Here is a 15,073-nt window from a genome sequence, read left to right as displayed (position 1 = left end):
AAAAAATAGCCCGAAAAATCGGGCTAAGCAACTACCTTGTCGTCCTGATAGGGCTTTTTTATTCATTGGTCGACTTATAGTCATAAGTGCCTGAATTGGTCAACCTTACCTTAAACTCCGGTAATATCTCTATCTCTTTATAGACATCTTTCCATTTCATCGACATCCATATGTCAGGCTCATGTGCATATACATATTGGCCTAACGCAAAATAATCGCACTTGGCTTGTTGGAGCTTTTTGATCGTTTTTTCAGCATTTTCAGTAAGCGCTTTTGACAGTTCTTGCTCATAGATGAGCAGCTCTTGCTTTGTAACCGGTTTAAATGTTACTCCGTATGCATAAAATTCAGCCTCGACCTTAACCGGCAATTTTATTGATTTTAACTTGCCATCTGAAACCACAAGATTTTTCTCCATTGTAGCCTGTATTATTTTCACTCTCATGTTTTTACTGTTGACGATTACATTCAAATTCTGTTCCGTGCTGTTGTATTTCATGAGGAGTAGCTCCTGCGTCTGAGAAACATTAAGATCGACTCCGCTGTAAGAGCCTTCGCTAAACAGACTTGATCCCGTTAATTCAACTTCATCTTCATTCATCGCCAGCAAGGGTACGACCAGATCCTCCATTAGGTTTTGTCTACTCATTATCAATTCCCATAACTTCACCGCCACCGCTCTATCCCTAGATACAGCCTGGTTCAACATGCTAACCAGATAGCTCGGTGTTGTTTCGTTCATGATCTTGTTTAGCTTCAGAATAGAATGGCTCCCGCCTTCAACGATCGCAATTCGTGCCAGCAGTGGGCTATTCGGTACTTTTCCCAAAAAATCCAAATAATCGCCAGGCGTATTTTTGGCAAACTCCTTATTTATTAAATACAAACGATTATTAGCTAGGCTAACCGTCGAGCGCATTTTCCTCTCAGCGTCCTCGATTGATTGAAACAAATCCTTGGCGTCAGCCTCGAAGCGATGTGATTCGGCATTCCCTCCGCCTTGATAAGCATCCTTAAGCTCGCTCACTACTATTTCGACATGATAATCATCTTTGCCTCTCTGATCGATGCCGACAATATCAACCATAAATACGTTTTTGAGCAGCTTTTGATCCCAGCATCCCGTAAGCAACAAGACACATACCACAAAGAATATGAGCCATCTCGTACTACGAAACCATCGCATGCTACGTCACCCGCCTCCTATTTGCCAGACGTTTGCGAGACTCCATTAACCATATGAAAACCGCGACGGTCAAGAGTCCAAATACAGTCAAATAGATGCTTGCATCCAGCAATGCCACAATTACAAAATGATCTTTTACAAAGATCACCACACAAAAACAAAGAACAGCAAGGAGCCCCGCCCACCAAGCTTGTTTATTTTTGGGTTTTCCGGTCATTTCGTCTAACGCTTTGGAAGCCATGTACCAAAATAAAATGATGCGTATGGAACCGACAAAAATCCACATGACTCCAAATAATAGATCGATACTTTGAAAAGCGCCTGTTTCAAGCTGCTTAAGTGCAAACAAAATCGGGTTAGGAACAATTTCCATCTGGTTAGCAGTGTATTGAAGCGATGTTAGAATAGAAACCGAACAATAAAAAAGAAAGCTTGTCCAGTTCGCAGCGCTTACCATAATCAAGCTTTGTTTCGTTTGTGATTTATCGACTAGAGGCAACACGTAAAATAAAAACAAATAGGCGGAAAACGCTGCAAAAGATCGAAATACGCCTTCCAAAAATGAGCGCTGCTCATTAAATCGGTCCCATATGGGAAGCAAGGCGTTAATATCCCAATCCATACATATAAAATATAAGAAAAAGCCGAAGCTGATAAACGCGGGAATTAAACACATCATTAACACATTTAGTATGTCTTGAAGTTTTGAAGCGGCTGCATACCAGAAGATTGATAATGCACATAATGCGAGCGCTGAAGTGGGTGTTGAGGTTAGAACCCATATGTTAATTAAATCCAGCATATAGTTTGTATCAATGCAAACTGGGTAAGCCGCAAACAGCGCTATTGCTATAAATATCATTTTCGAAAAAATGTTGCCGCAGTTTGCCGATATCCATCCATAAAAACTTGTTATTCTTGTATTTTTCACGAGCAGCAGCCACAGGATATACAAAAAAAGCTGTGCGAGCAAAGCACCTATAAAGGTAATGATCAGATTTTCAATCCCGTTCGCCCAAGGCTTTCGAAACCACTGATAGCCGTTTTGCAATATAAATACGATGGCAAACAATTGTCTGGACGAAACGGCAGCTTGCGTAGTTTGCAAAGATAACCTCTCCTTTCAAAACAATCATTTTTTACCGGTCCCGGGCTTGCGAACCGGCATGCGCAGCAGAGTATCCCGCATCTGATCCAAAAACGGAAAAACGGCCGTAAAATAAGGTTCCCCCAATATGCGGAGTCTGCTCAAATGAATTAACAGAAGCAAAAATCCAAACGCAATGCCTACAAACCCGAACAAATGAGCGCTCAAGACCATAACAAACGAATAGATTCGAATCGCAGAGCTCATCTCATACACCGGGATCGCAAACGAAGCAAGTCCCGCCAGCGCAATGGTAATGATCGCAGTATTGGACACTATATTCGATTGTACGATAGCCGTACCTAACACAACTCCTCCTACGATGCCGATCGTTTGAGCAATCGGACTAGCTAACCGTATAGCACCCTCTCGAATGATCTCAAACACGATCATCATACTCAACATTTCGATAATTGGCGTGAACGAAATGAATTTCAGAGCACTTTGTAAGGTCAAAGCGATTGGCATTGGAAGAACATTGGGGATAAATGATGTAAACACAATATAAATGGCGGGCAATAACAAGGTCAGCAGCAAACATAAAAATCGGCCCGAACGAAAGAGGCTTCCCACAAACCAATTGGCATTATAATCATCCGGCGATTGAAAAAAGGACCAAAATGATATCGGGACGACTAAGACGTCGGCAATTCCTTCCACAATAATGACAGCCTTTCCCTCCATCAAATATGCTTTGGCCCGATCGGGGCGTTCCGTCTCTAACAACGTCGGAAAGAATGTATATGATTTACCCAAAATAATTCCTTTTACATATCCTAATGTGACTGTTGTATCCTTCGATGAAAACTGCTCTATGCGGCACGTTAGCTCCTTGACAATTTCAGGTCCACATTTGTTATCCATATATGCGATCGCGACTTTAGTTTTGGACATACCGCCTAGATTGTGATATTGAACCATTAGATGTTTGCTGGACGCGTATGTCCGAATCATATATACATTTGTTTCGAAGCTTTCGATAAAAGCTTGTTTAGTCCCTCTGATCACCTTCTCGTTGGTCGGTAAATTGACTGCCCTGTCATTATTAATTTCGGTTCCCATTAAAAGGAATCGAGGTTCGCCGTCTTTTTGAACGGCGGATTTGCCAGTAAGCAGCTCATCTAGAACCTTTTCTAAATTATCGCACGCTTCCATATCGATGATGGATATAACCGATTCAAAAGGTTGCTCTGGGCGGTCCAGCATCGGTCGAAGCAAATGTTCGTTAATGCTATCCGTATCCGCAAGTGCTTCTATATAAGTCACCAAATATTCATAGTTCTCGATATGTAATCTTCGTAATACCAAATCGGAGCTGTTTTTGAGCTGCTCTCGCAGCCAATCGGCATTTTTTGAAGCTGTTCCATGCACCTTCATCCACACTGCTCCTCTTTTCTGTTAGGTTAGTTAAAATATCTCCTCGGTTGGCAAATTTTATTCTTCATATGCTGTAATAAGCGGACTTTCACCGCCTCGTTAAACGTCATTCAAGACACAATAAGAAGAAACGTAAAGAGAAAGTTTAGTCAAAAATTTATACTTTCCTAAACGTCAAAAAAACACCCCTTTCGGGGTGTTTTGTGAGTCCGCATGCTATTGCAGCAATTGTTGAACATATTGATTTACTAGTTTACCGTCAGCGCGTCCTTTTGTTTTGGGCATCAGGGCGCTCATCACTTTCCCCATATCGGCTTTGGAAGAAGCACCGAGTTCTTGGATGGTCTGCCTTACTATCTCTTGAATCTCTTCTTCAGTCAGCTGCTCGGGAAGGTATTGACTAATAATTTCAATTTCTGCTGCAAGACCTGTTACCAGATCGTCGCGGCCGGCTTTTTTAAATTCTTGGAGGGAATCTTTACGTATTTTGATTTCGCGACTTAGAATATCAAGCACTTCGTTGTCTTCGAGCGATCTCTTCAGATCGATCTCCAAGTTTTTCAGTGACGCTCGCATCATACGAATCGTCGAAAGTTTAGACTTGTCCTGACTTCTCATGGCTTGTTTCATATCATCGGTCAATCTTTCGCTCAGGTTCATTATGGAAGGATCCTCCTAAAACTTTCTCTTACGAGCAGCCTCGGACTTTTTCTTACGTTTAACGCTTGGTTTTTCGTAATGCTTGCGTTTTTTCACCTCAGCCAAAACACCGTCTTTAGCGATGGAACGTTTAAAGCGGCGAAGCGCAGCATCAATGGTTTCGTTTTTGCGAACTTTAGTTTCAGACACCAGTTTTCCCTCCCTCCGAAACAGACCGTCCAGAGACTTAAACACGGTTTATCAAACTTCATTATACGGCAAAGCAATTCCCGGTGTCAACTTCGTTAGTCTACCAATAATGGGCCTAGCTTCTTGCCGCCAAGCAGATGGATATGCAGGTGGTAAACAACCTGTCCTCCGTCGCTGTTCACATTGTTGATCAACCGATATCCCGCTTCGTCAATACCTTGTTCCTTAGCGATCTGTTTCGCGGTTGCAAACAGTTCTCCAATCAACTCGGAATCCTCTGGAGCGATGTCGTTCATCGTCGGGATATGTTTCTTCGGAATGATCAATATATGAACGGGCGCGGCCGGCTGAATATCCTGGAAAGCAAGAACGCGATCGTTCTCGAACACTTTCTTGGACGGAATCGAGCCTTCGATAATCTTGCAGAAAATGCAGTCCACGTCAAAACAACCTCCATTCCATTCTTGCTATTCATATCATACCGAAAATTTCCTCCTGCGTCCAATCCTCTTACAGGAAATATGACAACATAACAAAAAAGCACGACTTTTGATGTCGTGCTTTCTTTGTGCTTCTGTCAATCTTCCTATCGATTACGCCGACCGCCGTCTACGTATTCTACAGATAATAAGGCAGCAGCGACAAAGCGAGCAGACTACCTAACGGAAACGCTCTGCGGTAAAACCTTCTTCTCGGATAGCCGAAGCCGCCGCCAAATCCACCATATCCACCGTATCCGCCATATCCACCAAAGGGTAGAAACGCTCGATCATTCTCGCCTGGGCAGAACGGAACGGCCAAACATACCATATCATCATCTACATGCTCCACAAAACCGTCCACGCAACATCCATCGTTTGTGTGGAGTAACACATACCTGTGCATGTGCTGCTCGCAAATCCCCTTTGCACCAGCTTGCTCATAAGATTGATTTTCCATCGTCCACCAGCCTCCTGTCATCCATTCATCTTATGTCTATATAGGCGAATGGCTACAGGTTACGCAACTTTTTATTGGCGGACAGCAACAAGCAGCTTCTCGGCAATATCCAGCCAGTCGTGACCGCCAGCAAGTCGGATCAATACATTATGGCTGTCTTTGCCGGTGAAATGAAACTCTCCAATGATGGCATCCAGATTCGCAAAGTTTGTAATCATGGCATCAAGAGCAGATAATTCGCTTTCGGTAAGTGCTCCAGAAGCGTCTCTTATTTGCGTCAACTCTTGTTGTAAACTTGCTGCGTATGATTCGTAAGCTTGCGGTGCTTCGGCGAACGTACTCTGATTCAGCGTGCTAGCTGTTCCTAGTAAAGCGTCAATACCGCTCTCATTTCCGCTCAAAGCATCCGCAAGGAAACCTGCCAACAAACGACTTGCTCCTGACTCATTCGAACCCAGCTCCGCCGTTTGACTCGCCAGCTTGCTCCAATTAGCAAGCTCCGATCTCGAATGCTCAAAGTTTTCGAAGATCGCACGCCCTTCCTCTTCGGTTTGACCACGCGTATGCTCAATATTTTTGGTGTATAACAGTACATTCCCCATAACACTCATTACTAATAACAACAAAGTGATAGGCAATGCGAACGATCGTTTCACTGCCTGCTGCTTCTTATCCAATTTGCTCCCTCCATTGCTTGACAACCCCATTATTTTTATAAAAGGACCGTGCCGGATCCGTCAAAGAAATACACATATTTCTCGGTAACCGGCTCTCCGAGTACAGACGCGATTGCATCTGCATACAACTCCAATTGGAATCGATGACGCTCTGCAGCTTGCGCCCACTGCTGCATGTAGATCCGATCCGTTTTGTAATCGACCAATACAAGACCCTTGTCGTCCCGGAAGAGGCAATCGATTACACCTTGGATCAATATTTGTTCTTGGCCGATTGAGCCGACAGATTGCTCTGCATATACACGTGATGCCGGCAGCATGGAGCTGAACGGAACTTCGCGTCGAACCCAACCTGCATTACGCATTCGTTGCCCGATTTCGCTTTGGAAGAACAACGCGACCGATGCCGCATCAATCGTCGCGGCCTGCATCGACGTAAGCAGTTTGCGTTGTATCATATCCTTTAATGTGGCTGCAATCGTATCTTCATCGATTTCACCGGTCAATGGCACATGCTGCATGAGCAAATGGCTTGCAGAGCCCTTCTCTGCCGCTGTTAACGACTTTTGTTCCATAAAGGAAGGTCTTCGTAGCCTTAATGTTGCGGCAGGTGGAGAATGAACGGCATCGCCTTTGGCTGCCTGTTCCATCTCAGATGGATAATGATTCGGTTCGTCCGTCCAATCAGCGGCATATACATCCCTCTCAGCATGCAGCCTCTTCATCTCTGTCACCGAGGTTTTGGCAGGGAGCTTTGCAGCCGTTTCGTGCGGATATCGCCACTCCAGTTTAGTCCTCAGCTCTTCGTCCCGCGGCACATCATCCAGTAGAGCAAGAGATGCAATGGCTGCCTGTCTCGCCAACCGTTCGACGTTAAGTTCAGGATCTTCCATCGCGGCAGCAGCCTCAGAGCCTAGCCATGCGGCCGGAACGACTTTCGCCGCCCACTCAGGCTGTCCTTCGATATTAACGATAACTTCATCAGCGCTTGGTTCTTCGAGCGCTCCAGTCTGCTCTAGCTGCTGCGCAGCCATGGGACCAAGCCAATCCATAAAGGATCGAGCCATGGCTACTCGGAAATCGGATAAACGCCCTTCGGTATCAGCTGAACCAAGCCAACGCTGCAGCTTTTTGCTTGCATCAGCTACTGTCCCGACAAGGAACAATTTCTCTTTAGGACGAGTCAAAGCCACATATAGGATACGCATCTCTTCCGCAAGCATCTCCATCCGCAGCTTCCTCCGGATAGACAGAAAAGGTAACGACGGGTAGCTGATCCGCAGTTCGGGATCTACGAAACGTGGTCCGAAGCCGAGTTCTTTATGCTTGAGGAAGGAACTGCGCAGATCCTGCTGATTAAATAGCTTGCCAAGTCCTGCTACGAATACGACCGGGAATTCAAGCCCCTTGCTCTTGTGGATCGACATGATACGTACAACATCCTCTTGTTCGCCGAGTGCGCGAGCCGTACCGAGATCTCCTCCCCCATCCCTCATCCTCTCAATAAATCGAAGGAATCGGAATAACCCCCGGAACGAAGTCGCCTCGTATTGCCTTGCTCGATCATGAAGCGCGCGTAAGTTGGCTTGTCGCTGCTGTCCTCCGGGGAGACCGCCCATAAAGTCGTAGTATCCTGTCTCCCTGTAGATCCGCCACAATAGGTCGGCTAGAGAGCCTTGTCGTGCTTCATTTCGCCAGCTTTCCAGCTTCTCTAAGAAGAGTGACAGCTTCATCGTCATGTCGGCGGGCAATGAGTTCTCGCCAGCTGCATGAAGGACAGCGTCATAATACGATCCAGTGGGCATTAGTATTCGAATTCGCGATAACTCCACCGTATTGAGACCGAACAACGGCGAACGGAGCGTCGCCGCTATAGGAATATCCTGGTACGGGTTGTCGATAACCTGCAATAGCGACAGCATGGTCTCTACTTCAGTCGCCTCGAAGTATCCCGTGCTTAGCTCCGCATAAGCAGGGATTCCGAGCGATTGCAGCTCCTCGATAATGATTGGCGACCAAGCTTGTGTCGCTCTCAGCAGGATTACAACATCCCGCCATTGCAGGCCACGGTATTGCTTGCGCTTGCCGTCATAGACCTGGAAACCTCCGTCAATCAGTTCGCGCAGCTGTCCGCCGATCCAACGTGCCTCTAGCTGTGCAACCTTCAGCTCTGCTATCTCATCCGTTATGGGTGCCGTCTCTGAGGTATCGCGTCCGCTTTCGTCGAAGTCACCGTAAGTGTCAGCGCCTCCATCGGGCGAATCCACTGCCGAAGCGCGATCCAGCACAGCAAATTGCATTTGGCAGCTGCCCGGACTATGCGGTTCCGGATAATCGGCACCGCAGACGAGCTCTGCACGACTATCGTAATCCATCTCGGCTACAGACTCGCGCATCATGGATTTAAATATGGCATTCACGCCGTCCACGACTTCCGCTCGGCTGCGGAAATTACGCGCGAGGTCAATACGAAGTCCACTCGTCGAATCCCCATCATCAGACTCGACTCCGGTCGAATAGGTTTTGTACTTCGTTAAAAACAAGTTCGGTTCTGCGAGCCGGAAGCGATAGATGCTTTGTTTGACATCCCCGACCATAAACAAATTGCCTCGGGATTCTCTAGCGATAAGCGTCACAATCGCTTCTTGCACCATATTCGTATCCTGGTATTCATCCAGCAGAATCTCGTCAAATTGACCGCGGTACTCGAGCGCGGCTGAAGATGGAGCAATATGGCCGGGAAAAGAAGTATCACTCATCAGAATGCGGAGGCAATAATGCTCCAGGTCGCCGAAATCAAGCAACCCCTTGGACCGCTTCGCAGCTTCATACCTCTCGCCGAAAGCGATCGCAAGCTCTGCAAGCACCTTCATCAATGGCGCCATCTCGCTTAACTCTTCAGCAAATTGTTCCGCGGTTCGTCCAAATAGCTCTTCGGTAATGGATCCGATCATCTTTTTGACTTGATCACGGATTGCTTTCGCTTCTTCTTGAAGCCCTTTGTCATATGCGTCACCTCGAAGAGGCTTCAGCTTGCCGAAGGCGGCATTACGAAAGGCCTCCCCCCACTCGCCCCAAGACCCGTACTCTACCGCTTGCCGAAGCGAGCGCACAACGGCCAAATCTGCTTCGAACGTTTCGGCATAGGGGACCGGCCCTGCAGGCCGTCTCGTTATATCGAGCGCCTCTTCGGCTTGTGATACAGCGCCGCCAATCTCAAGGAGCACATCCTGCCGCAAACTCTGCACCCAAGGCGTTGCTTCCAAATGATCGACTGAAGCGATGTCAAATGAACCAGCCGTTTCGCGGAGCCAATGAGCAGGCCACGGATGACTCTGCGAGAAATCATGAAGTTGACCTACTAGCTTGTAGAGCGCCTCATCCCCTCGCTCGCCGCCATAACGTTCAGCCAGCTCAAGAAACTCGATATGACCTTCGCCCTCTCCTCCATACATATATTCGAATAGCTCGTCCATCACGTCGAGCTTCAGAAGGTCGCTCTCTGTTTCATTTGCGATACGAAATCCAGGATCAAGTCCAATCATGGGATAATGACGGCGGATAACATCCAAACAGAATGAATGCAGAGTAGTGATGGAAGCTCTCCCCATAAGAGCAAGCTGCCGCCGCAAATGCTCCGATTCCGGATTACGATCCAGCTCTTTCTCCAAGGCCATACGGATCCGGTCTTTCATTTCAGCCGCCGCAGCTTTGGTGAACGTAGCGACAAGCAGCTTGTCGACATCGGTATCCAACGAAATTTTGCGAATGATCCGTTCGACGAGAACGGCTGTTTTGCCGGAGCCCGCCGCGGCCGCGACAAGCACGTTGCGCCCACCCATCACAACGGCCTTCCATTGATCATCGGTCCAATTGCTATTCTCCGGCTTTGGGGGCAAGGAGTTTGCGTTCTGCTCGATCTCGAATGTCATAGCTCCTCATCCTCCTCTATCCGTCGCCAAGCCTCTTCATCCGTCGATATAGGCAATTTGCGATAATCATTCCCGCTAACAAGGGGATCGAATTGACAGACTGGCTTATAATCGCAATACTGGCATGGTGTTTGATCGCCTAACCGGTATGGCTCAATCGAGACATCGCCTTGTTGGATGGAATGTCCGATTCGCGTAATCGTGCGTCGAACAGACCTCCGCAGCGTGGACCACTGATCGTCCGTAACAACCGATGAGCTGCTATAGAAGCTGCCATCCTTCTTTAGCGCAACTGGCAGCAGCTCTGAATACCCTTGTTCCAGATTACCGTCCATCAGACGAATCACCTCGGCATTAGCGGATAACAGCCCCTTCGTCTTGTAACGTTTGAGCAGCAGATCGGATGCATCTTGCTCCGTTGTACGGTTCGAAAGCGACATAACCGGATTATGCACATGAAAATATAAGACCCCAGCCGGTGACGCTTTCTGTCCGAGCCACTCCTGCGAATAGGTAACAAGTACATCCATATAGGTCAGCATCTGCAAGGACAACCCATGTGCTACTTCCTCAAGTTTAAGCGATGTTGCACTGGACTTATAATCCATCACGCGCAGCAGGAGCCCGCCCTCGGTCTCGGCAGCATCAACCCGGTCGATCCGGCCGACAACCTCCATCTCAGCTCCACCTGGCAGCTGAAGCACCATAGGCGGCAGCTTTCCTCCAGGTCCAAAGTCGATTTCCAGACCAATAGGCTGGAATTCTGCTCTTCTAGCATGCTCGCCCAAAATAATGGCGGCCTGCGATACAATCTCCTTGAGTTTTCGAGCGACAAAAGCGAATCGACCGCTACTTAGCAATATCGAAGATTGAAGCTTGGGCGCCAACTCGTCCACCGTATCTGATGCCGCCGATTTGATCGCAGCCTTATTCATACCCCCCCAACCGCCGCCAAGCTTGCTGGCGAGACTGCTGAGAGCAGCGTGAAACAGCTGTCCGATATCGGGCGCGGCCAGTTTATACAGCTTGCGTTCTCTCAGCTTAAGGCCGTGTATGGCAAAGTGCTGGAACGGACAAGACACGAATCGTTCCATCCGCGAGACGCTGACCTGCATACGAGCGCCGTAGAGCTCGCGTGCGAGCACTTCCGGCAAGTCCGCTTCATCGTTGCGGTATTGAAGCGATGAAGCCAGCAGCGCAAGCTTGCTCTGCCACTCCGGCCTTGCTGCATACCAGTTGTAAGCATCCAGCCAGTACGGTTCGAGTACGACTCCCTGTTGCTGCGACTGCCGCAAGGCAACGACCAGATAAGACAAGGTTCGGAGCGGATGAACCAGGAAGGACTTCTGCTCCTGAGGCGAGAGGGCAATGGATGGTTCTGCTGGTTGGTCGTGAATCAATATGCCTGGGAACATCCCCTGCACTTGCCGAATCAATTCTGAAGGCAATAAGCTTTTGCCTTCATCGTCAGCTGTCGTCCAACTAATCCACAGATGTTTACTTGGCGTCGTTAATGCGTTGTAGGCCATGTAACGCTCATCCAACAGCCGCCGCTTCGCGCTTGGTGCCATGGATAATCCAGCAGATGTCAATATGTCTCGTTCTGCTTCACTCAACAGCCCGTCTTCCTTGGTCCGCATCGGAACGACACCTTCATTGACACCTAACACATAGTTGACTGCGATACCACGCGAGCGTGTACGGTCCATACTGCCTACCAACACCTGATCGAGAGCAGGCGGAACCGCCGCCAACGTTAGACTGTCGAGACCAGTTTCTACCATGCCAGCAAACAATTCGGGACTTACCTTCTCATTGCCGGCTAACTCTACGAGCTGATCGAGCAGTCCCATGACGTTATCCCATAATTGACGATGGGATCTTGCCCGCTGCGTACGCCCGGCAGCCAAGTCATCGCCGCTCCACATCTCCAGCCGATCTGCTGCATCCGTTCGGTCCAACAAATGATACAACGACTCTGCCATGCCTGCGACCGTCTCCGATTGACTCAATTGTTCAGCAAAACGGCGCAGATGAGGAACCGCCGCTTCCCTGGCAGCCATGACGATATCGAACTCCCGTTGCGCGCTGGCACTAACGGTTTCGATCACGCTATCCTCGTCAAGCGATACGGGCATCTGTGGCTTCCAGCTTTTGCGATCCAGCCACTTCCAACCGTCAATACCGGCTGCCAAGGCATAATTTTCGAGCCGATCAAACCATTCGCGCGGGATGCTGCGATCCACTGGGAAGAGCATCTCCGTCTTCAGACAGCGGAACACGGCATCATAACGCCAACCATGCAGCACGGTTTCAAGCGCTGATCGTATAAACTCCACAAGTGGATGATGCAATGCCTTTTCCTTCTGGTCGACGAAATAAGGAATTTCGTAATCTGCGAATACAAGCGAGACGTAATCGGCATATTCTTCCGCATTACGCACCATTACCGCCATGTCACGCCAGCGCAGCCCTTCTACTCTCGCCTTGCGCAACATATCTCGCGCCACTGCTTCAACTTCAGCCCTACGGCTTGGAGCAGCATGTAGAGACAGATCTTCAATCGTTTCGGATTCGGATTCGGATTCTGACGCCTTATACACCGTTCTCCGTCCGCCGTAATAACGTTCCAGATGACCAAGCCTCGGACTTGCCTTGAACCTCTCCGAAACAACAGCTCCGCTGTTCAAGTTGATCGTCGGCAGCACCTCGACTCCGGCTTCATCGGCCAGCTTAAGTAACGTGAGATAAGTTTCGGCGGTCGGATGGAACAGGTTAAGCTCGTGAGGCGATTCTCCAAGCGCGTATTCTTGGTCAAGCGTCAATGCGACTGTAACAAGCTCAGAAGAGGAGATTAGCGCCGATAACGCCTGAAATTCCATTGGAGTGAAGCCATGAAAACCATCGACCCAAATCTGGGTGCCAGTCATCGTCGTTGCATGCCTGTACCCTTCATGGAGATAACTCAGATACGCCTCGGCATCCATATATCTGCCAGCCAGCTCGTTCTCCAAGCCATCATAGATCAACGCCAGATCATGGAGCTTGCGATCAAGCATCGATGAGTTAGTCTCATTGCCGGCTTGTCCCTCAACCGCTCCAGCGGACACTCCATATCGCTTCCACTCGGTGAGGAGCTCTGCTAAACGGTCAATAAATCCCGGCTGGTCTGCGCCGCTCCCGAATAAACGAAGGCGTCCTGCTTCCCGGTGCACGATCTTGTACAGGAGCATATGTTTCCCGGTATCACTGATCGGGACGAGTGCCGTGCCTCCTGTCTCCTGCATGACGCGAAATGCCAGACGTCTGAAGCTAAGCGCTTGTGCTCGCATCGTGCCCGTTATACCGCTGTCTTTGAGCATGGCATATTCACTCTGGAATGTGGCCTGTTCAGGTACAAGCATAACAAGCGGCGGTCCATCCGGTTTTTGACGGAGCTGCGCCCTGATTGCTTCGATACAATAACCCGTTTTCCCCGAACCGGATCTTCCGATCACAAATTGCAGCGGCATATTAATCCCTCCCCTCCCGCTCGAATCACTTGATACTTACAATTACTTACTGCGCACTTCAAAGATAGCGAACTTCAAGTAATGGCCTTCCTTCACACCAAGAATTTGCGGATGGTCTTTGCCCGCAGCGCGCCATTCGATAAGTCTGAGCTGCTTCCCTGCATCAACCGCCGCTTCAGCGATCGTCTCGAGGAACAAATCGGGCTGCATATGGTAGGAGCAGCTAGCCGTAACTAGATATCCACCTTCGTTCACAAGCTTAAGTCCTTGCAGGTTGATATCTTTGTAGCCGCGGCAAGCGCCAGGCACCGCACTTTTGGTTTTGGCGAAAGCTGGAGGATCGAGGATGACAACATCCCATGTGCGGCCTGCACCATCCAGTTTCTTAGACGTATCTGTACCGCCAGCCCCTCTAAGCTTACGATCATCGAGTCCTTTTGCTTGCGTACGCAAGTAATCAAAGGCATCCGCCACAACAAACTCCACACGATCCGTAAAGCCGTTTCGCTCCACATTACGTCTTGCCGTGTCCACAGCGTGCTGAGATACATCCAGGCATGTCACCTTTTTGGCTCCATATTTGCAGGCATGCAGAGTAAAGCTCCCCGTATGCGCGAAACATTCTAGCACCGTCGCTCCATCCCAATAAGGGAATGTTACAACTTTGCCATTGGCATTAAGCGGCACTAGTCGATCGTTTTGTCCATCAGGATCAGGATCAGGATCAGGATCAGGTCCAAGCGCAATACCGCTTCGTCCACCCCAACCGGTCATCAAGGGAGCGATCGATGCGCGATTCTCGCGTTGGTCGAAGAAGTAACCCGTCTTCTGACCCTCTACAATGTCGACCTCCATCTTGAGTCCGTTCTCTTCAATTTCCACAATTCCCGCCGGATTGCCGTACAATACGCCCGTACGCTCCTCCAGCCCCTCGAGTGTTCTAACGCTTACGTCGCTTCGCTCATAAATGCCCTTCGGTTCGAATACCTTGATGAGCGCCCTTACGATGTGTTCACGCCGAATATCCATGCCAAGCGTCAAGATTTGAACGACAAGCACATCACCGAAACGATCAACGACCAAACCAGGCAAAAAATCCGCTTCGCCATAAACCAGTCTGCAATCCTCCCCGTTCACGAATCTTCTTCTGTGCGCCGCACAATCGCGGAATCGATTCTCGAAGAATGCCTCATCCATTTCGACCTCCGGACGATGGGCGACGATTCGCACCGTAATTTGCGATTGGGGATTCCAATAACCTGTGCCCAAATATTTGCCTTGCGCCGTCGAGACATCGACAAGATCACCGGGCTCTGCAGCTCCGTCTAATCGATCGATTTCACTTGCGAATACCCAAGGATGTCCCTGTTCCGTTCTTTTTTTACGTGCTTTCTGTAAAACAATTCTCGCTCTGCTCACGCTTCAACGTCCTCTCTCGCTTGAAACTCCTATGT

The 15,073-nt window shown here is 48.9% G+C and carries 11 protein-coding genes; all 11 read right to left on the bottom strand.

What is annotated here, in order from left to right; all coding sequences use genetic code 11:
* Nucleotides 1–58 precede the first annotated feature (58 nt).
* Nucleotides 59–1,186 carry a Ger(x)C family spore germination protein gene (locus ACX1C1_RS17710; RefSeq protein WP_458953497.1) on the bottom strand — a complete coding sequence of 376 codons (1,128 nt, stop codon included), beginning with the start codon at nt 1,184–1,186 and terminating at the stop codon, nt 59–61.
* A gap of 1 nt (nt 1,187) precedes the next feature.
* On the bottom strand, nt 1,188–2,294 hold the full coding sequence (locus ACX1C1_RS17705; protein WP_458953496.1) for a GerAB/ArcD/ProY family transporter: 1,107 nt from the start codon (nt 2,292–2,294) through the stop codon (nt 1,188–1,190).
* Between the two features lie 24 nt (nt 2,295–2,318).
* Entirely contained in the window at nt 2,319–3,710 is a 1,392-nt protein-coding gene (locus tag ACX1C1_RS17700) for a spore germination protein (protein ID WP_458953495.1), read from the bottom strand.
* Between the two features lie 216 nt (nt 3,711–3,926).
* The gene (locus ACX1C1_RS17695) at nt 3,927–4,370 is read right to left on the bottom strand and encodes a GatB/YqeY domain-containing protein (RefSeq protein ID WP_458953494.1); all 444 of its coding nucleotides are present in this window, start codon (nt 4,368–4,370) and stop codon (nt 3,927–3,929) included.
* Between the two features lie 15 nt (nt 4,371–4,385).
* Nucleotides 4,386–4,559 (bottom strand): 30S ribosomal protein S21, encoded by a 174-nt coding sequence (gene rpsU / locus ACX1C1_RS17690; RefSeq protein ID WP_005547957.1) that lies wholly within the window; start codon nt 4,557–4,559, stop codon nt 4,386–4,388.
* Nucleotides 4,560–4,654: 95 nt separating this feature from the next.
* Nucleotides 4,655–4,999, bottom strand: a complete 345-nt coding sequence (locus tag ACX1C1_RS17685; protein ID WP_458953492.1) for a histidine triad nucleotide-binding protein — start codon at nt 4,997–4,999, stop codon at nt 4,655–4,657.
* 178 nt (nt 5,000–5,177) lie between these two features.
* Complete coding sequence (locus tag ACX1C1_RS17680; RefSeq protein ID WP_458953491.1) at nt 5,178–5,498, bottom strand: hypothetical protein; 321 nt, start codon at nt 5,496–5,498, stop codon at nt 5,178–5,180.
* Between the two features lie 71 nt (nt 5,499–5,569).
* Nucleotides 5,570–6,175, bottom strand: coding sequence for a hypothetical protein (locus ACX1C1_RS17675; RefSeq protein ID WP_458953490.1), 606 nt, complete (start codon nt 6,173–6,175; stop codon nt 5,570–5,572).
* Between the two features lie 35 nt (nt 6,176–6,210).
* Nucleotides 6,211–10,107, bottom strand: coding sequence for a helicase-exonuclease AddAB subunit AddA (addA, locus tag ACX1C1_RS17670; protein WP_458953489.1), 3,897 nt, complete (start codon nt 10,105–10,107; stop codon nt 6,211–6,213).
* Entirely contained in the window at nt 10,104–13,619 is a 3,516-nt protein-coding gene (addB, locus tag ACX1C1_RS17665) for a helicase-exonuclease AddAB subunit AddB (RefSeq protein ID WP_458953488.1), read from the bottom strand. Before addB ends, addA begins: the two co-directional genes overlap by 4 nt.
* Before the next feature lie 42 nt (nt 13,620–13,661).
* Nucleotides 13,662–15,038: a class I SAM-dependent rRNA methyltransferase gene (locus tag ACX1C1_RS17660; RefSeq protein ID WP_458953487.1), complete on the bottom strand. Its 1,377-nt coding sequence runs from the start codon at nt 15,036–15,038 to the stop codon at nt 13,662–13,664.
* Between the last annotated feature and the right edge of the window lie 35 nt (nt 15,039–15,073).

Source organism: Paenibacillus sp. strain BS8-2, assembly GCF_054483835.1.
This window is presented reverse-complemented; position numbering and strand designations above follow the sequence as displayed.

Bases quoted from the DNA above. Each gene is read 5' to 3' on its own strand.
- ACX1C1_RS17710 (WP_458953497.1), bottom strand. From the start codon at position 1,186: ATGCGATGGTTTCGTAGTACGAGATGGCTCATATTCTTTGTGGTATGT.
- ACX1C1_RS17700 (WP_458953495.1), bottom strand. From the start codon at position 3,710: ATGAAGGTGCATGGAACAGCTTCAAAAAATGCCGATTGGCTGCGAGAG.
- ACX1C1_RS17695 (WP_458953494.1), bottom strand. From the start codon at position 4,370: ATGAACCTGAGCGAAAGATTGACCGATGATATGAAACAAGCCATGAGA.
- ACX1C1_RS17680 (WP_458953491.1), bottom strand. From the start codon at position 5,498: ATGGAAAATCAATCTTATGAGCAAGCTGGTGCAAAGGGGATTTGCGAG.
- addA (WP_458953489.1), bottom strand. From the start codon at position 10,107: ATGACATTCGAGATCGAGCAGAACGCAAACTCCTTGCCCCCAAAGCCG.
- addB (WP_458953488.1), bottom strand. From the start codon at position 13,619: ATGCCGCTGCAATTTGTGATCGGAAGATCCGGTTCGGGGAAAACGGGT.